This window comes from Methyloversatilis sp., from assembly GCF_051861465.1.
Classification (GTDB): Bacteria; Pseudomonadota; Gammaproteobacteria; order Burkholderiales; family Rhodocyclaceae; genus Methyloversatilis.
Genome location: NZ_JBHYCQ010000008.1, coordinates 114,037 through 137,817, shown reverse-complemented (window position 1 = coordinate 137,817; position 23,781 = coordinate 114,037). Strand labels below are relative to the sequence as shown.

The 23,781-nt window shown below is 66.8% G+C and carries 19 protein-coding genes; 11 read left to right on the top strand and 8 right to left on the bottom strand.

Annotated elements, in window-relative coordinates; translation table 11 throughout:
- Positions 1-10: 10 nt before the first annotated feature.
- Complete coding sequence (locus tag ACTIFF_RS13100) at positions 11-967, bottom strand: GGDEF domain-containing response regulator (protein ID WP_439537227.1); 957 nt, start codon at positions 965-967, stop codon at positions 11-13.
- Positions 968-1,164: 197 nt separating this feature from the next.
- Between ACTIFF_RS13100 and ACTIFF_RS13095 the strand changes: the two genes are divergently transcribed.
- The gene (locus tag ACTIFF_RS13095) at positions 1,165-2,667 is read left to right on the top strand and encodes a transglycosylase SLT domain-containing protein (RefSeq protein WP_439537226.1); all 1,503 of its coding nucleotides are present in this window, start codon (positions 1,165-1,167) and stop codon (positions 2,665-2,667) included.
- 240 nt (positions 2,668-2,907) lie between these two features.
- On the opposite strand, the gene ACTIFF_RS13090 is transcribed toward ACTIFF_RS13095, so the two are convergent.
- From ACTIFF_RS13090 to ACTIFF_RS13075, 4 genes are all read right to left on the bottom strand, one after another.
- Entirely contained in the window at positions 2,908-4,968 is a 2,061-nt protein-coding gene (locus tag ACTIFF_RS13090) for an ABC transporter ATP-binding protein (RefSeq protein WP_439537225.1), read from the bottom strand.
- Entirely contained in the window at positions 4,929-6,377 is a 1,449-nt protein-coding gene (locus ACTIFF_RS13085) for an ABC transporter permease (protein ID WP_439537224.1), read from the bottom strand. Before ACTIFF_RS13085 ends, ACTIFF_RS13090 begins: the two co-directional genes overlap by 40 nt.
- A gap of 48 nt (positions 6,378-6,425) precedes the next feature.
- The gene (locus ACTIFF_RS13080) at positions 6,426-7,403 is read right to left on the bottom strand and encodes an ABC transporter permease (protein WP_439537223.1); all 978 of its coding nucleotides are present in this window, start codon (positions 7,401-7,403) and stop codon (positions 6,426-6,428) included.
- Positions 7,404-7,860: 457 nt separating this feature from the next.
- Complete coding sequence (locus ACTIFF_RS13075; RefSeq protein WP_439537222.1) at positions 7,861-10,041, bottom strand: ABC transporter substrate-binding protein; 2,181 nt, start codon at positions 10,039-10,041, stop codon at positions 7,861-7,863.
- 157 nt (positions 10,042-10,198) lie between these two features.
- Between ACTIFF_RS13075 and ACTIFF_RS13070 the strand changes: the two genes are divergently transcribed.
- From ACTIFF_RS13070 to ACTIFF_RS13055, 4 genes are all read left to right on the top strand, one after another.
- Positions 10,199-11,101, top strand: a complete 903-nt coding sequence (locus ACTIFF_RS13070; RefSeq protein ID WP_439537221.1) for a DUF6279 family lipoprotein — start codon at positions 10,199-10,201, stop codon at positions 11,099-11,101.
- A complete protein-coding gene (locus ACTIFF_RS13065) occupies positions 11,098-11,724 on the top strand; it encodes an LON peptidase substrate-binding domain-containing protein (protein WP_439537220.1) in 627 nt (208 codons plus the stop codon). Before ACTIFF_RS13070 ends, ACTIFF_RS13065 begins: the two co-directional genes overlap by 4 nt.
- 177 nt (positions 11,725-11,901) lie before the next feature.
- Positions 11,902-13,041 (top strand): rhomboid family intramembrane serine protease, encoded by a 1,140-nt coding sequence (locus ACTIFF_RS13060; protein ID WP_439537219.1) that lies wholly within the window; start codon positions 11,902-11,904, stop codon positions 13,039-13,041.
- Between the two features lie 10 nt (positions 13,042-13,051).
- Positions 13,052-14,245: a Y-family DNA polymerase gene (locus ACTIFF_RS13055; protein ID WP_439537218.1), complete on the top strand. Its 1,194-nt coding sequence runs from the start codon at positions 13,052-13,054 to the stop codon at positions 14,243-14,245.
- Positions 14,246-14,414: 169 nt separating this feature from the next.
- On the opposite strand, the gene ACTIFF_RS13050 is transcribed toward ACTIFF_RS13055, so the two are convergent.
- Positions 14,415-15,029 (bottom strand): PEP-CTERM sorting domain-containing protein, encoded by a 615-nt coding sequence (locus ACTIFF_RS13050; protein ID WP_439537217.1) that lies wholly within the window; start codon positions 15,027-15,029, stop codon positions 14,415-14,417.
- A gap of 266 nt (positions 15,030-15,295) precedes the next feature.
- Here ACTIFF_RS13050 and ACTIFF_RS13045 point away from each other — a divergent pair, with 266 nt between their 5' ends.
- Both ACTIFF_RS13045 and katG read left to right on the top strand, forming a co-directional pair.
- Positions 15,296-15,631, top strand: coding sequence for an HNH endonuclease (locus ACTIFF_RS13045; RefSeq protein ID WP_439537216.1), 336 nt, complete (start codon positions 15,296-15,298; stop codon positions 15,629-15,631).
- Positions 15,632-16,173: 542 nt separating this feature from the next.
- Positions 16,174-18,345 (top strand): catalase/peroxidase HPI, encoded by a 2,172-nt coding sequence (katG, locus tag ACTIFF_RS13040; protein WP_439537215.1) that lies wholly within the window; start codon positions 16,174-16,176, stop codon positions 18,343-18,345.
- Positions 18,346-18,696: 351 nt separating this feature from the next.
- Here the strand turns inward: katG and ACTIFF_RS13035 are convergent, their stop codons facing one another.
- Complete coding sequence (locus ACTIFF_RS13035; protein WP_439537214.1) at positions 18,697-19,578, bottom strand: LysR family transcriptional regulator; 882 nt, start codon at positions 19,576-19,578, stop codon at positions 18,697-18,699.
- Between the two features lie 88 nt (positions 19,579-19,666).
- On the opposite strand from ACTIFF_RS13035, the gene ACTIFF_RS13030 reads away from it, so the two are divergent.
- Positions 19,667-20,677, top strand: a complete 1,011-nt coding sequence (locus ACTIFF_RS13030; protein ID WP_439537213.1) for a sodium-dependent bicarbonate transport family permease — start codon at positions 19,667-19,669, stop codon at positions 20,675-20,677.
- Here ACTIFF_RS13030 and ACTIFF_RS13025 read toward each other — a convergent pair.
- Positions 20,674-21,126 carry a ribonuclease HI family protein gene (locus ACTIFF_RS13025; protein WP_439537212.1) on the bottom strand — a complete coding sequence of 151 codons (453 nt, stop codon included), beginning with the start codon at positions 21,124-21,126 and terminating at the stop codon, positions 20,674-20,676. The genes ACTIFF_RS13030 and ACTIFF_RS13025 overlap by 4 nt on opposite strands.
- A gap of 152 nt (positions 21,127-21,278) precedes the next feature.
- Between ACTIFF_RS13025 and fabI the strand changes: the two genes are divergently transcribed.
- The 3 genes from fabI (at position 21,279) to ACTIFF_RS13010 (ending at position 23,772) form a co-directional block, all read left to right on the top strand.
- Entirely contained in the window at positions 21,279-22,064 is a 786-nt protein-coding gene (gene fabI / locus ACTIFF_RS13020; RefSeq protein WP_439537307.1) for an enoyl-ACP reductase FabI, read from the top strand.
- A 234-nt stretch (positions 22,065-22,298) separates the two neighbouring features.
- Positions 22,299-22,922, top strand: coding sequence for a LemA family protein (locus ACTIFF_RS13015; RefSeq protein ID WP_439537211.1), 624 nt, complete (start codon positions 22,299-22,301; stop codon positions 22,920-22,922).
- 7 nt (positions 22,923-22,929) lie between these two features.
- Positions 22,930-23,772, top strand: coding sequence for a TPM domain-containing protein (locus ACTIFF_RS13010; RefSeq protein WP_439537210.1), 843 nt, complete (start codon positions 22,930-22,932; stop codon positions 23,770-23,772).
- Positions 23,773-23,781 lie beyond the last annotated feature (9 nt).

The window sequence follows — 23,781 nt, the reverse complement described above, 5'->3', positions numbered from 1 at the left end:
ACGTCCCCAATCACTCCACCGCGACTTCCGGCACCTTGAAGCCGACGCGGTCACGGCCGCCGGACTTGGCGGAATAGAGCGCAAAGTCGGCTTCTGCGAGCAGGCTTTGCGGACCGCCACCTTCCTGCCCGGGGGTCGTGCTGGCGACGCCGACACTGATGGTCAGCGTGCCGCCCGGTACCGCGCGATGTTCGATGCCGAGCGCGCGGATCGAGTCGCACAGCCCTTCGGCGACCCGGCGTGCGCCGCCCAGATCGGTTTCCGGCAGCACCAGCGCGAATTCCTCGCCGCCATAGCGCGCCACCAGATCGCTGGGTCGGCGCGACACCGCGAGCAAAGCATTGGCGACGTTTTTCAGGCATTCGTCGCCGGCGATGTGACCGTAGGTGTCGTTGTACTGCTTGAAATTGTCCACATCGACCAGCGCCAGCGCGATCGGCCGCTTGTAGCGTGCCGCGCGACGCCATTCGCGCATGATGGTTTCGTCGAGCTGGCGGCGGTTGGCCAGCCCGGTCAGTCCGTCGAGCGAACTCAGCCGCGTCAGTTCCTGGTTGGCGGCGTCGAGCTTGCGCGTCAGCACCACCAGCGAATAGCGCATCTGCAGGATGCGTTGCATGGCACGGACCTTGGCTGCCAGCACGACTTCACTGACCGGTTTGAACAGGTAGTCGTCACCGCCCGCGGTGATGCCCTGAACCAGGTCGGTATCCGCGGTACGGGCGGTCAGAAAGAGGATGGGTGTCCATTCGCCGGACTGTTCGATCGCGCGGATGCGCCGCGCGACCTCGTAGCCGTCGATGCCCGGCAGTACCACGTCGAGCAGCACGATGTCCGGATTGTGAGCACGGAAAGCGGCAATGCCGGATTCGCCGTCGGTAGCGGCAATGGGCAGTATGCCCATCCGTTCGAGATGCTGACTGATGACGGCGAGCCCCGTCTGGGAATCTTCAATGATCAGCGCTTTCATGGACATACCCTTTTTTCCGCATCATAAGCCACGTGCGCACCGCGCGTGCGGGTGTCTGAAGAAACGAAACTATGTGCGCCCCATGCGGTCCGTCCGGGGTCTCTTCATCGGTTCTTCAACGCCGGCAGCGTCCGCAATCAGGTTTGACGCTGCATGCTCCGGGTGGCTAGCATTCGGGGTTTGGCTCTTTCGCAGCAATGCCGCTTCTGATCGATTCCCTCCTGCGCCGCGCCGCACTCCTGCTGTCGGGCCTGCTGCTCGCCGGCTGCGCGGCCACCGGTGTGGTCAGCGAGAATGCCGGCGACGCGCCCGCTGCACGGTCATCCGTGAGCACGCCGGAACGCAGCCGTGCGACGAAAAAACCGGGCGACACCAGCCGCACACCGGGCATCAAACCGGGCAAGGCCGAACCGATCCCCTTTCCGGAACCGACCGAGATCGTCCGGGCACCGGAAGACGAAATCAAGCCGGTCGACCTCACCCTGCCGCCGGACGACCTCTGGGAACGCATCCGCAAGGGATTCGGCATGGCCGACCTCGACCATCCGCTGGTCGCCGAGCACCAGGCCTGGTATCTGAATCGACCCGACTACTTCCGCCGCATGTCCGAACGGGGCCGGCGCTACATGTTCCACATCGTCGAGGAGATCGAAAAGCGCGGGCTGCCGACAGAACTGGCGCTGTTGCCCATGGTGGAAAGCGCCTACAACCCCGAGGCACTGTCGGTCGCCAAGGCGTCCGGTCTGTGGCAGTTCATTCCGTCCACCGGCAAGCTGTACGGACTCGAACAGAACGCGCAGCGCGATGACCGGCGTGACATCGTCGCCTCAACCCAGGCCGCGCTCGAATACCTGCAGAAGATCTACGAAATGCATGGCGACTGGCATCTGGCGCTGGCCTCGTACAACTGGGGCGAAGGCGCGGTCGGGCGCGCCGTGCTGCGCAACCAGGCGGCCGGCCTGCCGACCGACTATGCCTCGCTGAACATGCCGGCCGAAACGCGCCACTACGTACCCAAGCTGCAGGCGCTGAAGAACATCATCGCGCAACCCGAACTGTTCGGCATCGAACTCGAATCGGTCGAAAACAAGCCCTACTTCGCCCAAGTGGCCGAAGCGCCGTCGATGGACCTGGCCACTGCCGCCCGGCTGGCCGACGTGCCATTGGCCGAAATCAAGGCACTCAACCCGCAGCACAAGCGGCCGGTGATCCGCACCGGCAAGGGCGGCGCGCAGCTGGTGTTGCCGGCGCACGCGGTCGATACCTTCATGGCCAATCTGGACAACCGCAACCCGTCCGCCGCGCCGACCGCCGGCGCGGCCTGGCGCACCTATACGCTGGGCCCGAAGGAAACGCTGGCCACGGTGATCCGCCGCTTCGGCGTCAGCGAATGGCGGCTACGCCGTTTCAACGGCCTGTCACCGACCGTGCGCATCGGCCCGGGCAGCACTTTGCTGGTGCCGGACGAGAACAGCAGCCTGTCGCTGGACGGAGGCAGCGCCGAAGAAGCGCCGCGCCTGGGCGTCGACAAGCCCAAGTACAAGCGCGTGAAGCGCAACGGTCGCTGGGTGAATGTGCCGGTCAGGCCGGCCTCCGGCAGCAAGGCCGTGAAGCCGGGTGTAGAGAAGAAGAAGGTCAGCGCGCCGCCGGCGCGGAAGAAGACGGTGATTCCGGCCGGAAAGTCAGCGACGGGAAAGTAGCGGTCGGGCGTGCGGCCTGTGTGGGCTGTCCCTGTGGGAGCGGCGGCCCCGCCGCGATCAGTGCCACGATGGTCGCATTGCAGCGTGCGGATCGCGGCGAGGGCGGAGCGGGGGTTCCGGCGAGCACCGCTCGGCGCCCGCAAAGCCGGCTGGCCATGCAGGGCCAGCAGTGGATCGCCGCTCCCACAAAACCTTCGCTCCGCTCCCCATAGCATCGCCGTGCAGTTCGCCGCACCGGGTTCAGTCCGCGAACCAGCACGCCACGGCCTGACGTCCGTCACGACTTTCGAGCACCGGCGCATCGGTCCGACAGCGCGCCTGCGCGCGCGGGCAGCGCGGGTGGAAATGGCAGCCTGACGGCGGATCGGCCGGCGACGGCAGATCGCCGGTGAGCTTCTGCGGCAGGGTTGCGGCGTCGAGGTCGGCACGCGGCACCGCCGACAGCAGCGCCTTCGTGTAGGGATGACGCGGCGCACCGAGCACCTGGTCAACGCTGCCGATCTCGACGATGCGCCCGAGGTACATCACCGCCACATCGTGGGCGAGGTGTTCGACCACCGCGATGTTGTGCGTGATGAACAGGTAGGCCAGCCCCATGTCGCGCTGCAGTCGGCCCAGCAGGTTCAGGATCTGCGCCTGCACCGACACGTCGAGCGCGGAAGTGGGCTCGTCGCACACGATCAGCGCGGGCTGTACCGCCAGCGAGCGCGCGATGGCGATGCGCTGACGCTGGCCGCCGGAAAACTCGTGCGGGTAGCGATCGGCCATGTCGGCGCGCAGGCCGACCTGTTCGAGCAGGCGCGCCACCGCCACGCCGTCACCGCCCTGTTGCAGCGCGCCCATGCCCTCGCCGATGATTTCTCCGACCCGCATGCGCGGGTTCAGTGAGCCGTACGGGTCCTGGAACACCATCTGCATGCGCGCGCGCAGGCTGCGCAGCGCGCTTCTCGACAGGCTGCCGACATCCTGGCCATCGAGGCTCACGGTGCCGCCGGTCGGTTCGATCAGGCGCAGGATGGCCTTGCCCACCGTGGTCTTGCCGCAGCCGGATTCGCCGACCAGCGCGAGCGTGCGACCCGGGCGGATGTCGAGCGACACGCCATCGACCGCCCGCACATGACCGACCACCCGCTGCAGCACACCGCGACGGATCGGGAAATGCACTTTCAGTTCGTGTACCGACAGCAAGGGCGCCTGCGCTGTGTCGATGCTGCCATCGGCCACGACTGGCGACGGCGCCGTCGCCAGCGGCGCAGCGCGCGCCGCCTCCGCCGGGTCGTACAGATGGCAGCGCACACGCTGCGCCTCGCCCGCCTCATGCCAGGCCGGTGCTTCGTCTTTGCAGCGCGACCAGGCCTGCGGACAGCGGTCGGCGAAGCGGCAGCCGATGAAGGCGGTGGTCAGCGGCGGCACCGAACCGGGGATGGTCGCCAGTTCGCCGCGGCCGTGGCGCGCGGCATCCGGCAGCGCATCGAACAGCAGCTTCGAATACGGATGCGCCGGCCGCGTGAAGAAGGCGGCACGCGGCGCCTGCTCGATGAGCTGGCCGGCGTACATGACACCGATCTGGTGCGCCATGCGCGCCACCACGCCGAGATCGTGCGTGATCAGCAGCACCGCCATGCCGCGCTCGCGCTGCAGCCGCGCCAGCAGGTCGAGCACCTGCGCCTGTATGGTCACGTCGAGCGCGGTGGTCGGCTCGTCGGCAATCAACAGGCGCGGCTCGCCGGCCAGCGCCATGGCGATCATCACGCGCTGCTTCATGCCGCCGGAAAACTGGAACGGGTATTCGTCGAGCCGCCGCGCCGCATCCGGAATGCCGACCGCGTTCAGCAGCTCGAGCGCCCGGGCGCGCGCCGGTGCGCCGCGCAGGCCGCGATGGGTGGCCAACACCTCGCCGATCTGCTGCAGCACGGTGAGCACCGGGTTCAGGCTGGTCGCCGGCTCCTGGAAGATCATCGCCATGTCGCTGCCGCGGCTTTCGCGCATCTGCGCTTCGGTCAGCGTGGTCAGTTCGCGCCCGGCCAGCTTCACCGAACCGCCGGCGATGTAGCCGACGTCGGGCAGCAGGCGCATCAGCGCACCGGCCGTCATCGACTTGCCGCAGCCGGATTCGCCGAGCAGCGCCATGGTTTCGCCGGCACGGACCTCGAAGTCGAGGCCGTCGACCGCGCGCGCGATGCCGGCCGGCGTATCCAGCTCGGCAATCAGGCCGCGCACGTCGAGCAGTGGCTCTACGGCGTGTCTCACGTCGGGTCCGCTCATGCTGCCACCTTCTTCAGGATGCGCCGCGCGCGCCACTGGAAGCGCGGATCGAAGGCGTCGCGAACCGCGTCGGCGAACAGGTTGGCCGCCAGCACCAGCGCCAGCATCAGCACGAAGGCGGCGGCCAGCGACCACCACACGACCGGTTCGCGCGACAGCTCGAGACGTGCTGCATTGATCATCGTGCCGAAGCTGTTCATCGAACTGTCGACGCCGATGCCGATGTAGGACAGCACGGCTTCGGACAGCACCAGGCCGGAGAAATCCATCACCAGCGCGATCAGCACGATGTGCATCAGATTGGGCAGGATGTGGCGCGCCATGATGCGCGCGTCGCCGACGCCGAAGGCGCGTGCCGCCTGAACGTAATCGAGTTCGCGCAGCTTCAGCGTCTCGGCGCGCAACAGCCGGCACAGGCCGGTCCATGAGGTGAGGCCGAGGATGAAGCACAGCGCCAGCAGCCGGGCGTCGGCGCGTTCGGCGGCGGTTTCGAACCATTCGGGGTGGGTGTCGATGATGACCTGCATCATCAGCACCATGGCGGCAATCAGCAGCACGCCGGGGATGGAGTTGAGCACGGTGTAGAGGTACTGGATCGCGTCGTCCCACCAGCCGCCGCGGAAACCGGCGATCAGGCCGAGCGCGACCGCCAGCGGCAGCGTTACCAGCGTGGTCAGCGTGCCGATCAGCAGCGCGGTGCGCACCGACTTGAGTGACAGATAGAGCACGTCCTGCCCGACCTTGTCGGTACCGAACACGTGGTAACCCGCGGACCAGGCTGCGGTGACGCCGCCGATCACGCACAGCACGGCCAGCGTCACGAACACCGCGCGCCAGGCGATCGGCCGGGTCGCCGCGGTGTCCGGCCGCCACACGGTGCGGCAAGTGGCGCCATAGGGGGCACCGCGCGCGAGCGCCATCCATCCGACCGCCACACCGACCACCACCGCCCACAGCAGCAGGCCGTATAGCGCACCGCTCGCGGCGCGGCGCGCGAGATCGCTGTCGCGTCCGGCCACATCTTCAAGGTGCGCGCCGCCCCACTTCAGCCGCGGGTAGTCGCGCGTCTGCACGCCGTCGCGCTCCATCGTTTCCTTCGCGAAGGCGTGCGTGGCCAGCGGCGCGGAGTAGGTCTTTTCCTTGTTCAGCCGCAGGTCGGCCACCAGCGCGTCGAGCGCCGACAGTACCTCGGGCGCGTACTGCACTTCGCTGCTGCCTTCCTGCGCCGGCAGCCGTGGCTGGTAGTGCAGGGAATCGAGCAGGCCGACACTGACGAAGGCCGCCAGTATCGTCGCCGACGCCATCGCCACGCCCGACTCACCGACCCGCCGCCAGGCGCGGCGCAGGTAATCCTGCCGACGACAATAGATGGCGAGCGCAATGCAGCCGGCCACCATCGCCCACAGCAGGATGTCGGACCACAGAAGGAGCGGTTTGAAATCCATGTCAGCCGTTCCTCGCAGCGGGCAACGAGTGCAGTGAACAGTAGGACATCAGTTCAGCCTCACCCGCGGATCGACCAGCGTGTAGGAAATGTCGGTCAGCAGCAGACCGACGATGTAGAGCACCGAGCCGATGAACACCATGGAGCGCACCACGGCGAAATCCTGCGAGCCGATGGCGTCGATGGTGTAGCTGCCCAGCCCCGGGATGCCGAAGAAACTTTCGAGCAGCAGCGAACCCATGAACAGCAGCGGAATGACCACCACCACGCCGGTCAGGATGGGAATCATCGCGTTCTTCAGCACATGCCGGAACAGCACGCGCAGTTCCGACAGGCCCTTGGCGCGCGCCGTGCGCACGTAGTCCTTGTTGATCTCTTCGAGGAACAACGTGCGGTACCAGCGTGCCGACGCGCCGATGCCGCCGACCACGCTGATCAGCACCGGCAGGATGAGGAACTTGCCGGCGTCGAGCCCGCCGCTGTAGCCGGAGATGGGCACCAGATTCCACACCTTGCTGACCAGATACTGTCCGCCGATGATGTAGAACAGCCCGGAAATGGACATCGCCGCCACGCACAGCACGACGCCGCCGACATCCAGCGCGGTGTTGCGGAAGAACACCAGCAGCAGCGCGAAGCTGACGGTGACGAAAAGGCCGAGGATGAAGGTCGGAATCGCGATGGCAAGGCTGGGCCCCATGCGGCTCCGGATTTCCAGCGCGATGTCGCGGCCGTCGTCGGCGCGGCCGAAGTCCAGCGCGAACATGCGTACCGACTTGTCGAACAGGATGGTGTCGGTCGCCTTCGCCACACCCGGCGCGGCGGCATTCCACACCAGCGGCTTGTCGTAGCCGCGCTCGGCCTTCCACTTTTCGATCGCCTCCGGCGTCACCCTCTTCGCACCGAGCTGCATGCGTGCGATGTCGTCGGGCGAATTGACGACGAAGAACAGCAGGAAGGTGATCAGGTTCACCCCGATCAGGATGGGAATGGCATAGAGCAGCCTGCGGATGATGTAGGCGATCATCGTGCGGCGCCTTCGAACGCGCGCCGGAAGCGCGCCTGATCAGCGACGTGCCTGAGGGACCGGTGATGGTGGGAGCTGTCCCTGTGGGAGCGGCGTCCTGTGGGAGCGGCACTGTGGGAGCGGCAGCCTGTGGGAGCGGCAGCCTCGCTGCGATACTCACTTCGCACAGCGACCATCAAGGCACTGATCGCGGCGGGGCCGCCGCTCCCACAACGCCGCGCCCACAGGGTCGGTGCCGATCGCGGCGAGGGCGGAGCGGGGGTTTCGGCGAGCACTGCTCGCCGCCCGCGAAGCCGGCTGGCCATGTAGGGCCAGCCGTGGAACGGAGCAAGTGTTTCGGCGAGCACTGCTCGCCGCCCGCAGAGCCGGCTGGCCATGCAGCGCCAGCCGTGGAGCGCCGCTCCCACAGGGGGCCATGCCACAGCCAGAACGAGGCAAGCCAGCGACCGCAGCACGTTCATGCCGCCGCCCCCACTGCGCGCGCCTGTTCTGAGCGCTTCCAGTGGCGCCAGGCGGGCCACACCAGTGCGAGCAGCAGCAGGGCGCCGGCGACCAGCGGCCAGCGGGCCGGACGGTTCCATTCGGCGCGCTTTGCTTCGCGCAGCGCTGGGTCGATGCGGGTGTATTTCATCGTGTTGTTGGCCACGGTCGATGGTTTGCGGTTGAACACCCAGCGGTGTTCCAGGCCGTAGCTCTTCGGGTGGAAGCCCCACACCCAGGGTGCGTCGTGCTGCAGGATGGCCAGCATGCGGTCGAGGATGGCCTGCCGCTCCGGGCTGTTGTCCATCGCCTTCATCTTCTCGAACAGACGGTCGAATTCGGCGTTTTCGTAGTTCGCCGCGTTCTCGCCCTGCACCTTCACCTTGGACTGCGGGCCGTAGAGCAGGAACAGGAAGTTTTCCGGGTCCGGATAGTCGGCGTTCCAGCCCCAGAAGAAAAGCTGCGCGGCGCCCTTGCGCACCTTTTCTTGGAAGCGGTTGTAATCGGTGCTGCGCACCACCAGTTGCACGCCGAGCTGATCGAACTGTTTGGTGAGCCAGTCGATGCGCGCCTTGCTGCCCAGACCGGTGCCCGTAGTGTCGAGATTGACCACCAGCGCCTCGCCGGTCTTCGCGTCACGACCGTTAGGCCAGCCCGCTTCGGCCAGCAGCCGCTTCGCATCGTCGATCGGCCGGCGCCGTGGCTCGTTGCCCACCCAGGTGTACATCTGCGGATTCATGCCTTCGCGACCGTCGCGGTAACCGAAGATGCCCGGCGGCAGCGGCGACTGGGCCGGCAGACCGCGGCCGTTCTGGAAGATGGAAATGAATTCCTCCTGGTCGAGCGCGATGCCGATGGCCTGACGCAGCTTGCGGCCGCGCTCCGCCATGCCGCCGACCACCGGGTCGAGCATGTTGAAGCCCATGTACATGGTGGACGTCGATACCGAGGTCTGCAGCCGGATGCCCTGCGCCTGCATGCCGTCGCTCAGGCTGACCTCGCCGGTCTGGCCGAACTGCACCGCCTGGTCGAAGGAATCGGAACTGATGCCGGACGCGTCGTAGTAGCCCTGCAGAAACTTGTTCCAGTAAGGGATCTGTTCCTTCTCGCGCGTGAATACGATCTGTTCGACCAGTGGCAGACGCTTGCCGCAGTCGGCCAGCAGACCGGCTGCACGATCGCCCTCCTCGCCTTCGCACGGGTAGGTTTCTTCGCGGAAGTTCGGGTTGCGCGTCAGCACCATGCGCGCGTTCGGATTGTTTTCGCTGAGCATGTACGGGCCGGTGCCGATCGGGTACCAGTCCAGCGTGAGGTTGCGCTCCGCCATGCCGGGCTGGGCGTGGAACAGATCGGCTTCCCACGGCACCGGCGCGAAGAAGGGCATGGCGAGCCAATACAGGAACTGCGGATACTTGCCCTTCAGGCGGATGCGATAGGTGTGGCGGTCGATCACCTCGACGCCCGGCAGCGCATGCTGGCGCAGGTCCAGCCAGGCGCCGGGCGGCAATGTCTTCGCGGCGTCCTTCAGCGTGTCGCCGAATTCCTTCAGGCCGACGATGTAGTCGCTCATCAGGCCGAAGATCGGCGAATGCAGACCCGGATGGGCCAGCCGCTTGATCTGGTAGGCGTAGTCGGCGGCTTCGAGCTCGCGCGAGCCGGTCTGTTCGAAGTCGTACAGCGTCAGGCGCGCGCCCGGGCCACCCGAGTGGTAGCGGTAATGGCCGGCTTCGTCGCGCGCCAGCGCCGGATGCGGCTGATAGCGGATGCCCGGCTTGATGCGGATGTCGTACACCGACTCGGCGATGTCGGCCGCCGGCGCATCGGCGGACAGCTCGCGGCCGTCGCGGTCGTAGAAGCGCGGCTGAGGCATCGCCTCGGCCGTGGCGGTGGTCAGTTCGAACGGTCGTTTGAGGTAGTGGTACTGCAGCGGCGCCTCGTAGATCTGCGCCGTGAAGGTGATTTCGTTTTCGCTGTACGACTGCACCGGATCGAGGTGCTTGGGCCGGTCGGTGAAGGCCGTGTAGAGAATGTTGCGACCGCTTTCCGCCGCCGGATACGGATTGTTCCAGACCTCGCCGCAGCCGCTGAGCAGCACGGAAGCCAGGGATGCGGCCAGCAGTCGGCACAGGGAGCGGTGCAGCGGTCGCAGTCGGATCATGGGCGGATTGTAGGCGGCGAGGTCCGCTCTGTGAGCGGGCAGGCGGAAAAAGGTTTCCCGTGATGCCCCGGCTGACAGGCCTGGCGATCCACTCGGCGAACCGACGGTGCGACGATCGGTCTAGGATGCAGATGATGTGTCCCCTTCCCGCCCGCCGATGAACCTGGTCCGTCCCCCTATCCGCTCCCTGAAGGCGCTGCTGCCCGCGCTCGCCGTCGCGCTCGCGCTCGCCGGCTGCAGCTTCGTGCAGATGGGCTACAACCAGCTCGACCGCCTGATCGCCTGGCGGCTCGACGACTACCTGCCGATGTATTCGGCGCAGCGTGCAGTGGTCGAGCCGGCGGTCTCGCGGCTCGTCGACTGGCACTGTGCGACCCAGCTTCCTGCATACTCGGCCTGGCTGCGCACGGTCGATGCCGACATGCGCAGCGGTCTGACCGTGGCGCGTGCGAATGCGCACATCGACCAGGCCATGGGGTTCGGCCACGACATCGCCCGCCGCGCGGCGCGTGAAGTCGGGCCGCTCATGGTGGGCGCCACGCCGGCGCAGATCGAGGCATTCAACAAGCGGATGAAGAAGAGCAACCGTGACTATGTTGAAGATTGGGTCGAACCACCGCGCGACGAACGGGTGCGCGAACGCGCCAAGCGCATGAAGAAGCGCAGCGAAGCCTGGCTGGGCAAACTCACGCCGACGCAGCTGACGCTGATCGACGACTGGGCACGCGACGTGCGCAGCAATGGCGAGGATGGCATGGAAAGCCGCCGCCGCTGGCAGGCGGCACTGGCCGACGTGCTGGCGCGCCGCAATGCCGAACGCGACGCCGTGATCAGCGACCTCGAAACCCTGTTCGTGTCGCCCGGCGCCCTCTTCACACCGGGCTACGCCGCTGCCTTTGACGCCAACCGCGCCCGCGCGGCCGAAGCACTGTCGGCGCTGTCGGCGTCGCTCACGCCAGCGCAGCGCAAGCACCTGCAGAACGAAGCCGCCTCGCTCATCGCCGATATCGAACAGATCGCCTGCCGCCGCAGCGAATCCAGCCTACAGGCCCGCTCATGACGACCTCACTCTCTCCCGACGCCATCCCCCTGTTTCCGCTCGGCGTCGTGCTGTTTCCGGACGGCATGCTGCCGTTGCGCATCTTCGAGGTGCGTTATCTGACGATGATCAAGCAGTGCCACAAGACCGGAAAGCCGTTCGGTGTGGTGGCCCTGACCCAGGGCCAGGACGTGCAGCGCCCCGGCCCGACGCCGGGCGAGCGCTTTCACGCCATCGGCACGCTGGCCGAAATCATCGACTATCAAACACCGCAGCCCGGGCTGATCGAAATCGTCACCCGCGGCACCTCGCGCTTCAAGGTGACGGCCAGCGAACAGACGCCGCATGGTCTGTGGATGGCCGACATCGACGTGCTGCCGGACGACCCGCATGTCAAGGTGCCGTCGGATCTGGCCTATGTCGCAGCCAATCTGGTGCGCATGCTCGAAGTGTTCGAATCGGCCGAGGTGTCGCCCATCCTCGAACCGCGCCGCTTCGACGCCGCCGGCTGGGTGGCCAACCGCTGGTGCGAACTGCTGCCGGTCCCGGCCGAGGATCGCCAGCGCATGATGGAAATGACCGATCCGCTGCTCCGCCTTGAACTGATCAGCGACCTGCTGGACATGACCGAATTCGGTCGCTGACCCGGCAGCCCGGCCAACCGGCTTCAGCGGTCGACGCACGCGCCCTGGTCGACAGCATGGCTGCGTTCCTCCGCGACTTCCGCCCCGGACGGGTCGCAAATGGATACACGATGGTGATCATCGCCGCCGGACTGGAGTGCTACGCTCGGCCCAATTCCGCATGACGCACTGCCGCACTTGACCCCCGCACCCCTGCCCCTGCTCGACCAGCTGATCCGGCGCCGCCGGCGCATTCCGGTGACGCTGACGCTGGTCGCGCTCAATGTCGGCGTGTTCGCGCTGATGCTGCTGTATGGCGCCGGCTTGTGGCATTCGTCGAGCGACGTGCAGTTCGCCTGGGGCGCCAATTTCGGTCCGGCGACCAAGGACGGCGAATGGTGGCGGCTGGGCAGCGCGCTGTTCCTGCACTTCGGGCTGTTCCATCTGGGCATGAACATGCTGTCGCTGTGGGACGGCGGCCGCCTGGTCGAACGCATGTTCGGCCCGGCGCGCTTCATCGCGATCTATCTGGCGAGCGGTCTGGCCGGCAATCTGCTGTCACTGATTTCGCAGGGCGACCGGGCGGTGTCGGGTGGCGCATCGGGCGCCATCTTCGGTGTCTATGGCGCGTTGCTGAGCTTTCTGTGGCAGCAGCGCGATACGCTGGACCGACGCGAATTCACCCGTCTGTTCTGGGGTGCCAGCCTGTTCGCGGCCATCACAATCTTCCTCGGCTTCCAGATACCCGGCATCGACAACGGTGCACACATCGGCGGCTTCATCGCAGGCCTGCTGGCCGGTGCGGCACTCGCGCAACCGCTGGGCGACAGCGCAAAGCCGCTGCTTGGCCGCTATCGCACACATACCGCCTCGGCCGGGCAATGGCTGGCAGGCTTCACGCTGGTCACCGCGCTGGTGCTGATGATCATCGGCATTCCGTCGCCGCGCTACCGCTGGAGCGAAGAAGTGATGGCGCGCGGCGAAATCCGCGAATTCATCGGCGAGGACAAACGCATCGCCGACCGCTGGACGCAGCTGCTCGGCGATGCGCAATCGTCCGGCGCGTCGTTCGACGAACTGGCCGGGCGCATCGAATCCGAAGTGGCCGACGCCTACCAGCAAAGTTTCGACGAACTGACCGGCCTGCGCCTCAGCCCTGAAGCACCGTCGGCGCCCACGCTGGAAAGCCTGCGTCGCTATGCCGAACGGCGGCTCGACGCCTCGCGCGCGCTGGTCGATGGCCTGCGCGCGCATGACATCGAGCGCGTGCGCGAGGCGCTGGAACAGGCCAGCCAGCCACCACCGCAGGTTGCGCCGCGAAGCGGCAAGCCGAATTGATCCGGCCGCCATGACCCGCCGCTGGATCGCCCATCTCGACATGGACGCCTTCTTCGCCTCGGTCGAACTGCTGCGCTACCCCGAGCTGCGCGGCCTGCCGATGGTGGTGGGCGGCGGTGCCCGCCATCAGCCCGAACGGCTGCCCGACGGCACGCGCCGCTTCGCCCGTCTGCGCGACTACGCCGGCCGCGGCGTCGCCACAACCGCCACCTACGAGGCGCGCGCCTTCGGCGTGCATTCCGGCATCGGCCTGATGAAAGCCGCCGCGCTGGCGCCGGATACCGTGCTGCTGCCGGTCGATTTCGAAGCCTACCGACACAATTCGCGGCTTTTCAAGGCAGCCGTAGCCGAGCATGCCCCGCTGATCGAGGACCGCGGCATCGACGAGATCTACATGGACATGACCGACCTGCCGGGCGCGCAGGACGCCATTGGCGACGACATGCACGGCGGTGTGCGCGCCATCGCGCTGCGCATCCAGCAGGCCGTGCACGCGGCGACCGGGCTCAGCTGCTCGCTCGGCATCACGCCGAACAAGCTGCTGTCCAAGCTGGCATCCGATCTGCACAAGCCGTGCGGCATCACGCTTCTGACCGAAGCCGATGTGCCATCCGTCATCTGGCCGCTGCCGGCCAGACGCATCAACGGCATCGGCCCGAAAGCCAGTGGGAAGCTCGAAGCGCTGGGCATCCGCAGCATCGGCGAACTGGCGGCCGCCGAACCGCACTGGCTGATCGAACAGTTCGGCCAGAGCTACGGCCGCTGGCTGACCGCCGCTGCGCACGGCCGCGACGACCGGCCGCTGGTGACCGAGCGCGAGGCGAAGTCGCTCAGCCGCGAAACCACCTTCGAGCGTGATCTGCATGCGCGCCATGACCGTGCCGAACTGGGCGAGATCTTCACCGGTCTGTGCGAGCGCCTGGCGGAAGACCTTCAGCGCAAGGGCTATGTCGCGAAATCCATCGGAGCGAAGATGCGGCTCGATGACTTCAGCATCCTGACACGCGAACTGACGCTGCCTGTATACATATGCGATGCGCCTGCGATCCGTCATCACGCAGGACTTTGCGTCAAGCGCATGCCACTCGACCGGCGCTTCCGCCTGCTCGGGGTGCGGGCCGGCCACCTGATGCGTGCCGACGCACTGCCCCCGCCAGGTGCTGCGCCCGACAAGGAGGAAGGGCAGCTCGCGCTGCCCTTCTGAACGTAAGGTGCGGGAAGACGAGACGGCGACGTGTTCCTGAGGGAGCAGCGGCCTGTGGGAGCGGCGGCCTCGCGGCGATCAATTCCGCGATGGCCATTGATCAGAGTGCGTATCGCGGCGAGGCCGCCGCTCCCACAAGAACTTCACTGCTCGCCGTCCGCGCGCGCGATCAACCCTTCTGCGTACGCCGGCGCGCGGCCAGCGTGATCAGGCCCAGGCCGGCCAGCAGCATGGCGTAGGTTTCGGGCTCGGGCACGGCGGCGACCGGGCTGGTCAGTGCGAAGCCAACCTGGGCACCTCCGAGGTCGGGGATGCCCAGAAAGGCCGCCAGCGCGTCGCCGGCCGGGTCGGTCACCACCAGGTTCAGGCCGGACAGCGAAAACAGCGGCGCAAGCGGGATGAAGGTTGCACCTGACGTGACGCTGCCGAAAATGGTATCAACCGCAAGCGTGGTGTCGATCAGGAAGTTCTGCAGATCGACATCGACGCCGCCGCGCGACAGGCGCAAGCCGCTGCCGACATGTTCCACGGTGGCGTTCGAAAGATCGGGGTCGAGCAGCCCCCCGGTGATCGGAAACAGACCGACCAGATTGCCCGACGCATCGCTTGTCAGCGAAGCCAGGCCGAGAGCACTCACCGACACACCTGCACCGACCAGCGTGGGGGTGGCGGTAAATACGGTTACCGTGGGTCCGATGGGTTCGATCGGCAACGCCGCGCTGACCGTCATCGGGGAAGCGGCCAGGGCCGCGAGTGCTGCAGTTGCTGCAATCTTTCTGATCATCATGGGTACGCTCCTGAATGGATAGAAGGGTCATGGGCCGGTGGGCCGGCCGCGTGTCGATGTTGTGTCGATCCTGCGTCTATCCTCCCTGCGCACGCGGACCGGATGCGTTGCATCACGCGCACGGCTCCGTCCAGGGACGAAGCAGCGGGTAGAAGCTTCGTGTGCTATGAAGTTCCCCATGTCACGCGAACATCACGCAATCGTCACGCCGGTGCCGCGGGCGCCCGGAACCGCATGGGGTCACGCCCGGTCACTGGATCGCCATGTCACGCAACCCGGACTCGACCCCACAGGACGGCGGCCGCACGCGCCTGCGTGAAGACACGCCCTGCCCGCTGTGCGGGCGACCGATGCGCGCCGGATCCGTGGTGGATCAGCACCATCTGGTGCCGAAGTCGAAGGGCGGGCGTGTCACGGTTCTGATGCATCGCATCTGCCACCGCAAGCTGCACACCGTACTGAGCGAGGACGAACTGGCGCATGACTTCGCCACGCCGGAGCGATTGCGCGAACACCCCGACATCGCCGCCTTCATCCGCTGGATACGCCGCCGACCGCCGGAATTCGATGACCGACACCGGCGGCCGCGACGCGCGTGATCGAAGGGTGAATCGCGGCCGGCGAGCGATGCCTGAATCAAGGGTGCCCTCCGGACGGGCGACACGCGCGAGGGCGCCAGCACACCCAACCAGACCTGCCGATACATCGCAGGCCGAACGTCAGCACCGTCACGCGGAGGCGCCGGCGGCGTCCGGCCCTTGCCGGCCGCGGTTCCTGTTGCATCTGTTGGCGCAGTTTCGCGAACCCGAGGCCTGATTGAAGCGCATCACCCATGAAATCTGATTGACGGAATCGACGCCCGGCAACTCGCATTGATTATTGAAGCGGTTCTAAAGAAAATAACGACGGTCACCCGCGGGGCATCGACGAAACTCGGCCGACAGCGCATCGTTGGCAAGCGGGAACGGGTTGCGCCATGAGGAAATCAACCGACCGGGGCAGGCCGTACCGAACTTTCAGGTGCAGTTGTTGATCTGTTTCGATTCATCCATTTCAAGAAGCGCCCGACACGTCGATTCGGGCTGTTTGCATGACCTCTACCGGAGCGAACGTACCGGGGTCACTACCCAAGGAGAGCACGATGAATGCAAGAGACGAGCGCGCCGGAAAGTGTCCGGTCATGCATGGCGGCGCCACGACCCGCGACATATCGGTGACCGAGTGGTGGCCCAAGTCGCTGAACCTCGACATCCTGCACCAGCACGACCGCAAGACGAATCCGATGGGCGAATCGTTCAACTATCGGGAAGCGGTGAAGACGCTCGATTTTGCAGCGCTCAAGAAGGACGTCACCGCGCTGATGACAGACAGCCAGGACTGGTGGCCGGCCGACTGGGGTCATTACGGCGGCCTGATGATCCGCATGGCCTGGCACGCAGCCGGCACCTACCGCACGGCTGACGGCCGCGGCGGCGGCGGCACCGGCAACCAGCGCTTCGCCCCGCTCAACTCCTGGCCGGACAACGGCAACCTGGACAAGGCGCGCCGCCTGCTGTGGCCGATCAAGAAGAAATACGGCAGCAAGCTGTCATGGGCCGACCTCATGCTGTACGCCGGCACGGTGGCTTACGAATCCATGGGGCTCAAGATCTTCGGCTTCGGCTTCGGCCGCGCCGACATCTGGCACCCGGAAAAGGACATCTACTGGGGTTCGGAAAAGGAATGGCTGGCCCCGACCGACAATCCGAACAGCCGCTACTCGGGCCAGCGCGAACTGGACAACCCGCTCGCCGCCGTCACGATGGGGCTGATCTACGTGAATCCGGAAGGCGTAGACGGTCAGCCCGATCCATTGAAGACCGCGCATGACGTGCGCATCACCTTCGCCCGCATGGCGATGGACGACGAGGAAACCTGCGCGCTGACCGCCGGCGGCCACACCGTCGGCAAGGCGCATGGCAATGGCGACGCAGCGCTGCTCGGCCCGAGCCCGGAAGGCGCACCGATCGAGGAACAGGGCTTCGGCTGGATGAACCACACGTCGCGCAGCGTCGGCAGCAACGCCGTCACCAGTGGTCTGGAAGGCGCATGGACCACGCACCCGACGAAGTGGGACAACGGCTATTTCAAGCTGCTGCTCGGCTACGACTGGGAACTCAGGCGGAGCCCGGCCGGCGCCTGGCAGTGGGAACCCGTCGACATCCGCGAAGAGGACATGCCGGTCGACTCGGAAAACCCGGCCATCCGCCGCAACCCCATCATGACCGACGCCGACATGGCGATGAAGATGGACCCGGCCTACCGCAAGATTTCCGAACGCTTCCATGCCGACCCGGCCTATTTCTCGGAAGTGTTTGCACGTGCCTGGTTCAAGCTGACCCACCGCGACATGGGTGCGAAGGCCCGCTACATCGGCCCGGAAGTGCCGCAGGAAGACCTGATCTGGCAAGACCCCGTGCCCGCCGGACGCAAGGACTACGACGTGGCTGCGGTCAAGGCGAAGATCGCGGCCAGCGGCCTGCCGATCGGCGACATGGTGGCCACCGCGTGGGACAGTGCCCGCACCTTCCGCGGCTCGGACCTGCGCGGCGGCGCCAACGGCGCGCGCATCCGCCTCGCGCCGCAGAAGGACTGGGAGGGCAACGAGCCGGCGCGCCTTGCCCGCGTGCTCGGCGTGCTCGAACCCATCGCGTCGGCCGCTGGCGCCAGCCTGGCCGACGTGATCGTGCTGGCCGGCAATGTCGCCATCGAACAGGCCATCAAGGCGGCCGGCTTCGGCATCCCGGTGCCGTTCGCGCCGGGTCGCGGCGACGCCACCCAGGCGCAGACCGACGTCGAATCCTTCGAAGTGATGGAACCGGTGGCCGACGGTTACCGCAACTGGCAGAAGCGCGACTATGACGTCACGCCGGAGGAACTGCTGCTCGACCGCACCCAGCTCATGGGGCTCACCGCACCGGAAATGACCGTGCTGATCGGCGGCATGCGGGTGCTCGGCACCAACCACGGCGGCACCCTGCACGGCGTATTCACCGACCGTGTCGGCGCGCTGACGAACGACTTCTTCGTCAATCTCACCGACATGGCGTACATGTGGAAACCGGCCGGCAGCAACCTGTACGAAATCCGTGACCGCAAGACCGGCCAGGTGAAATGGACCGCCACCCGGGTTGATCTGGTGTTCGGCTCCAACTCCATCCTGCGCGCCTGCGCTGAGGTCTATGCGCAGGACGACAGCAAGGAAAAGTTCGTGCGCGACTTCGTCGCCGCCTGGACCAAGGTGATGAACGCCGACCGCTTCGATCTGCCCTGAAACAAGCCGCCGCGACCGCAAGGGTTTGCGCGGTCGCGGCGGCCGCCCCGGTCACGGGCCAGACCCGTTGATCGGAGCGGCGTTCTCTGTGTGGGAGCTTGTCCCTGTGGGAGCGGCGGCCCCGCCGCGATACGCACTCTGCACGACGATGGTCGCGGCACAATCGCGGCGGGGGCGGCGCGGCGGTTTCGGCGAGCACAGCTCGAAGCCCGCAGAGCCGGCTGGCCATGCAGGGCCAGCAGTGGATCGCCGCTCCCACAGTCCGTCACTCCCACAGGGGACGCCGCGCCTGCAATCGCCGATCGCGGGCAGTTCTCCCGCACAGCGTATCCAGCCACTTGAGCCGCCGGCTCAAGTGGCCAGCAGATGCGCCTTGAACGCGCGCGCCAGCGGCGACAGTTTCTTGCCGCCCGGATGCACGATGTGCCAGTTCGACAGCACCGGAAATCCGTCGACGTCGATCACGCTCACGCCGTGCTCGCCATCCAGACCGTGCAGCGCATGGCGCGACAGCACGGCGATGCCGAGACCGCCGGCGACGGCTTCCTTGATCGCCTCGTTGCTGCCCAGTTCGAGCCGGATGTCGGGCCGGAAGCGGTGGCTGCGGAAATGCTGGTCGGCCGCCATGCGGGTGCCGGAGCCGCGCTCGCGCAGGATGAAGCGGTGGCTGCGCAGCGCGTCCAGCGGTACCGATGACCGGCTGGCGAGCGCATCGTCGGCCGATCCCACGACGACGATGGGATTGGTCATGAAGATGTCGTCGCTCAGGTCCATGTCGGCCGGCGGCATCGACATGATGTAGAGGTCGTCCATGTTTTCGCGCAGGCGCTGCACGACGCCGTCGCGGTTGAGCACTTCGAGCGACACGTCGATTGCCGGATGCAGCGCGCAGAAACTGCCGAGCAGGCGCGGCATGAAGTACTGCGCGGTGCTGACGACCGCCACCCTGAGCTTGCCTCGCGTGAGCCCGCGGGCACCGTCGGCCTCCTGCTCGAAGGCGTCCCAGGACTGCGCGATGGCCCGCGCGGTCTTGGCCAGTTCCTGACCGATATCGGTCAGATACACCTTCTTCGCCACCACTTCGTAGAGCGGCAGCCCCACGGCTTCGCTCATGTCCTTCAGCTGCATGGATGCGGTGGGCTGCGTCACGTGCACCGCCCGCGCCGCGCCGCTCACGCTGCCGGTTTCGGCCAGTGCCAAAAAGAGTCGCAACTGCCTGAAGGTGATGTTCATAGGGTTTTACCTATGTTGCGAGACACAAAAATCGATTTTACCCGATGAACCGAACACCCTAGCATCCAGGGCGAAAGGAGATACCCCCATGCATACACTGCTCGATCCCGCGATCCTGTTCTTCGTGTTCGGCGTTCTGGCCGGCGCACTGCGCTCTAATCTCGACATTCCGGAGCCGATCAAGAAATTCCTTTCGCTCTATCTGCTGATGGCGCTCGGATTGAAGGGTGGCTTCGCCCTGGCGCAATCCGGCATGAATCCCGGCGTGGCAGCCGGCCTGGCTGCCGCTGTCTTCATGGCCTTTCTGGTGCCATCGATCGGCTATCTGCTGCTGCGCCGGGTGGCGTCGCGCTTCGACGCAGCGGCCGTGGCCGCATCCTACGGCTCGGTCAGCGCAGTCACCTTCGTCACCGCCACGCAATATCTGGACAATGCCGGTACCGACTTCGGCGGCCACATGACCGCAGCCATGGTGCTGATGGAATCACCCGCCATCATCATGGCCGTGCTGCTGGCGAATGCGGCGCGTCAGGCCGTGAGCGCACCCGCCGTGGTGGCCTCCGGCGGCGGCGCGGCGGTGATGACGGCAGGCGCTGGCGCATCGGGGACACCGATCGGCCGCATCCTGCACGAGTCCTTCACCGACGGCGCGCAGCTGCTGCTGATCGGCGCGATGTTCATCGGCTACTTCAGCGGAGAAGCCGGCAAGGCCGTGATGCAGCCCTTCGCGGGCGACCTGTTCAAGGGCATGTTGGCCTTCTTCCTGCTCGACATGGGTCTGATGGTGGCGCGCAATTTCGACCTGGCGCGCAAGGCCTCACGCTGGCTGCTGGTCTATGCCACCGTGGCGCCGGTCGTGCATGCATCCATTGCCTTGGCGCTCGCTGCCGCGCTGGGCATGGGCGCAGGCGACGCCACCCTGCTCATGGTGCTGTCGGCCAGCGCGTCCTACATCGTGGTGCCTGCGGTGCTGCGTACCGCGATACCGGAAGCCAACCCGGCCCTCTATTTCGGACTCAGCCTGGGCGTCACCTTCCCGCTCAACCTGCTGATAGGCATACCCGTGTATGCCGCGGCGGCGGCGCGAGTCCTGGGCTAGCGCCTGCGTGGCCGCCGCCGCCCGGGCACGGGCGCCGGTTTGTCCGGCAGGCCGAGCGCGGCGCGCGACAGGCGATCGGCGTCGCGGTTGCGGTGGCGCGGTACCCATTCCAGGCTGACCGATTCGAAGCGGGCGAGCAGCGCTTCGGTGCGCATGACCAGTTCGAGCAGCGGCGCGATGGCGGTGCGCTGTTCGCCGCGCAGGTGACGGACGACGAAATCGCTGTCGCCGCGTATATATATATGGCGGGCGCCGAGACCACCGGCATGTTCGAGTGCGGCGCACAGTGCAATCAGCTCGGCCTCGTTGCTGCAGCCGCTGCGCCCGGCCGGGCTGGACAGCTCGATGCGGTTGCCCCGGGGCGACACCAGCAGCGCGCCCAGACCGATGCGGCCCGGGTTGGGCAGCGCGCAGCCATCGAACCAGATCTGCCAGATCGATGACGGCACGGGGCCAACCGGACGTTCCGGCGAAAGTTCGGGCGAGAGAGCGGCGGAGGTCGGCACCGGCAGATGGTGCCATGCGGCACTTGCGTGCGCGCGCCATCCCCTATAATCCGCCCTCCCCCAACCGGCGCGACGCCGGATCTCTGGAGACGCACATGGGCTTTCTCGCCGGCAAGAAAATATTGATCACCGGACTGTTGTCCAACCGCTCGATCGCCTACGGCATCGCCCAGGCCTGTCACCGCGAAGGCGCGGAGCTGGCGTTCACCTATCAGAACGAGCGCTTCACCGATCGCGTCACCAAGATGGCGGGGGATTTCGGCTCGTCGCTGGTGTTTGCCTGCGACGTGGCGGACGACGCGCAGATCGCCGCACTGTTCGAACAACTGGGCTCGGCATGGGACGGACTGGACGGCCTGGTGCATTCGATCGCCTTCGCCCCCGGCGAGGCGCTCGATGGCGACTTTCTCGACGGCCTGTCGCGCGAAGCCTTCCGCACGGCGCATGAAGTCAGCGCCTACAGCTTCCCGGCGCTGTGCAAGGCGGCGCGCCCGATGATGCAGGGGCGCAATGGCTCCGTGCTGACGCTGTCCTACCTTGGCGCCGTGCGTGCACTGCCCAATTACAACGTGATGGGGCTGGCCAAAGCCAGCCTGGAAGCATCCGTGCGCTACCTCGCTGCCAGCCTCGGCCCACAGGGCATCCGCGCGAACGCCGTGTCGGCCGGTCCGATCAAGACGCTGGCGGCCTCGGGCATCGGCAATTTCGGCAAGCTGCTGGCCTACAACGAAAGGAACGCACCGCTGCGCCGCAACGTGACGATCCAGGAAGTGGGCAATGTCGCCGCCTTCCTGCTGTCGGATCTCGCCAGCGGCGTGACCGGCGAGATCACTTATGTAGACGGCGGTTTCAGCCAGACCGCGCTGAGCGCCGTCGACTGAGTCCCCGCCCCCGTGCCGGTTCGCCGACCCGCCGCCCGTGCGTGATCAACGCGCGCATCGCGGGCAGGGCCCGCTCCGACGAAGGGCAAACACCGTCGCGGTTTTCGTAGGAGCGGACCCTGTCCGCGATCACCCTCTCGACCGAGCCACCGTCACATCCAGGCTGTATCCTGCTTGCATCCGGGGCATTCGCCCCCAACTACCGTGATATTCAATCGATTCCGGAGGCAGGCTATGCGCAAGTTGTGGATGTCATTGTTGGCTCTTGTCACCGTCACGCTGCTGTCGGGCTGCGGCTACAACACCCTGCAGTCGGGCGACGAGCAGGTGAAGGCGGCGTGGTCGGAGGTGCTGAACCAGTATCAGCGCCGCGCCGATCTCATCCCGAATCTGGTCAATACGGTCAAGGGCTTCGCCGAACAGGAAAAGGACATCCTGATCCGCGTGACCGAAGCACGTGCAAAGGTGGGGGCCATCCAGGCCACGCCGGAGCTGATCAACGACCCGCAGGCATTCGCGAAATTCCAGGCCGCCCAGGGCGAAATGGGCAGCGCGCTGTCGCGCCTGCTGGTGGTCGCTGAAAACTACCCGCAGCTCAAGTCGGATGCCAACTTCCGTGACCTGCAGGCGCAGCTCGAAGGCACGGAGAACCGCATCACCGTGGCGCGCAACCGCTACATCAAATCGGTGCAGGACTACAACGTGACGGTGCGTTCCTTCCCGAGCAACCTGACGGCGATGGTGTTCGGGCATGACGTGAAGCCGAACTTCACGGTCGAGAACGAGGCCGAGATTGCCCGCCCGCCGACGGTGGATTTCGGCACCGCACCGGCGAAACCGGCGGGCGCCACGCAGTGAGCCCGCAGTGAACCTGTTGTCCGGCCTGCGCGCCGCATGCGGCGCGCTGCTGCTGTTCGCCGCACTGGCCTTCGCGCAGCTGGCGGTACCGCCGCTGACTGCGCGCGTCACCGATCAGACCGGCACGCTGAGCGCGGCCACGACGGCCGCGCTTGAACAGTCTCTGGCGGCCTTCGAGGCGCGCAAGGGCAGCCAGATCGCGGTGCTCGTCGTGCCGACGACCGCGCCGGAAACGATCGAGCAGTACGCACTGCGCGTCGCCGAAGCCTGGAAGCTCGGCCGCCAGGGCGTCGATGATGGCGCGCTTTTGCTGGTGGCCAAGGACGATCGCGCGCTGCGCATCGAGGTCGGTTACGGGCTGGAAGGCGCGCTGAGCGACATCACGGCCAAGCGGATCATCGCCGAAATCATCACGCCGCGCTTTCGCGAAGGCGACTTCGACGGCGGCGTGCGTGCCGGCGTCGAACGCATGGTGTCGGTGATCGACGGTGAGCCACTGCCTGCGGTATCCCCGAAATCCGGTCAATCGGCCGGCGACATCGAAGGCTATGTGCCGGTGCTGTTCGTCATTGCGCTGGCCATGGGCGGCATCCTGCGCTCGGTGCTCGGCCGTCTGCCCGGCGCACTGGTAACCGGCGGCGCGGTGGGCTTCGTTGCCTGGCTGATGGTGGGTGGGCTGGGCATCGCCATCGCCGCCGCCATCATTGCACTGCTGGTCACGCTGTTCGGTGGTGGCGGGCGCGGCATCGGCGGTCTGGGCGGCGGACGTGGCGGCGGTTTCGGAGGGGGCGGCGGCTTCGGCGGTGGCGGCGGGGGTTTTGGCGGCGGTGGCGCGTCGGGCCGATGGTGAGCAAACGAA

Excerpts from the sequence above, each read along its gene's own strand:
- ACTIFF_RS13100 (WP_439537227.1), bottom strand. The coding sequence starts at position 967 with ATGAAAGCGCTGATCATTGAAGATTCCCAGACGGGGCTCGCCGTCATC.
- ACTIFF_RS13095 (WP_439537226.1), top strand. The coding sequence starts at position 1,165 with ATGCCGCTTCTGATCGATTCCCTCCTGCGCCGCGCCGCACTCCTGCTG.
- ACTIFF_RS13085 (WP_439537224.1), bottom strand. The coding sequence starts at position 6,377 with ATGGATTTCAAACCGCTCCTTCTGTGGTCCGACATCCTGCTGTGGGCG.
- ACTIFF_RS13080 (WP_439537223.1), bottom strand. The coding sequence starts at position 7,403 with ATGATCGCCTACATCATCCGCAGGCTGCTCTATGCCATTCCCATCCTG.
- ACTIFF_RS13075 (WP_439537222.1), bottom strand. The coding sequence starts at position 10,041 with ATGATCCGACTGCGACCGCTGCACCGCTCCCTGTGCCGACTGCTGGCC.
- ACTIFF_RS13070 (WP_439537221.1), top strand. The coding sequence starts at position 10,199 with ATGAACCTGGTCCGTCCCCCTATCCGCTCCCTGAAGGCGCTGCTGCCC.
- ACTIFF_RS13065 (WP_439537220.1), top strand. The coding sequence starts at position 11,098 with ATGACGACCTCACTCTCTCCCGACGCCATCCCCCTGTTTCCGCTCGGC.
- ACTIFF_RS13055 (WP_439537218.1), top strand. The coding sequence starts at position 13,052 with ATGACCCGCCGCTGGATCGCCCATCTCGACATGGACGCCTTCTTCGCC.
- ACTIFF_RS13050 (WP_439537217.1), bottom strand. The coding sequence starts at position 15,029 with ATGATCAGAAAGATTGCAGCAACTGCAGCACTCGCGGCCCTGGCCGCT.
- ACTIFF_RS13045 (WP_439537216.1), top strand. The coding sequence starts at position 15,296 with ATGTCACGCAACCCGGACTCGACCCCACAGGACGGCGGCCGCACGCGC.
- katG (WP_439537215.1), top strand. The coding sequence starts at position 16,174 with ATGAATGCAAGAGACGAGCGCGCCGGAAAGTGTCCGGTCATGCATGGC.
- ACTIFF_RS13035 (WP_439537214.1), bottom strand. The coding sequence starts at position 19,578 with ATGAACATCACCTTCAGGCAGTTGCGACTCTTTTTGGCACTGGCCGAA.
- ACTIFF_RS13030 (WP_439537213.1), top strand. The coding sequence starts at position 19,667 with ATGCATACACTGCTCGATCCCGCGATCCTGTTCTTCGTGTTCGGCGTT.
- fabI (WP_439537307.1), top strand. The coding sequence starts at position 21,279 with ATGGGCTTTCTCGCCGGCAAGAAAATATTGATCACCGGACTGTTGTCC.
- ACTIFF_RS13015 (WP_439537211.1), top strand. The coding sequence starts at position 22,299 with ATGCGCAAGTTGTGGATGTCATTGTTGGCTCTTGTCACCGTCACGCTG.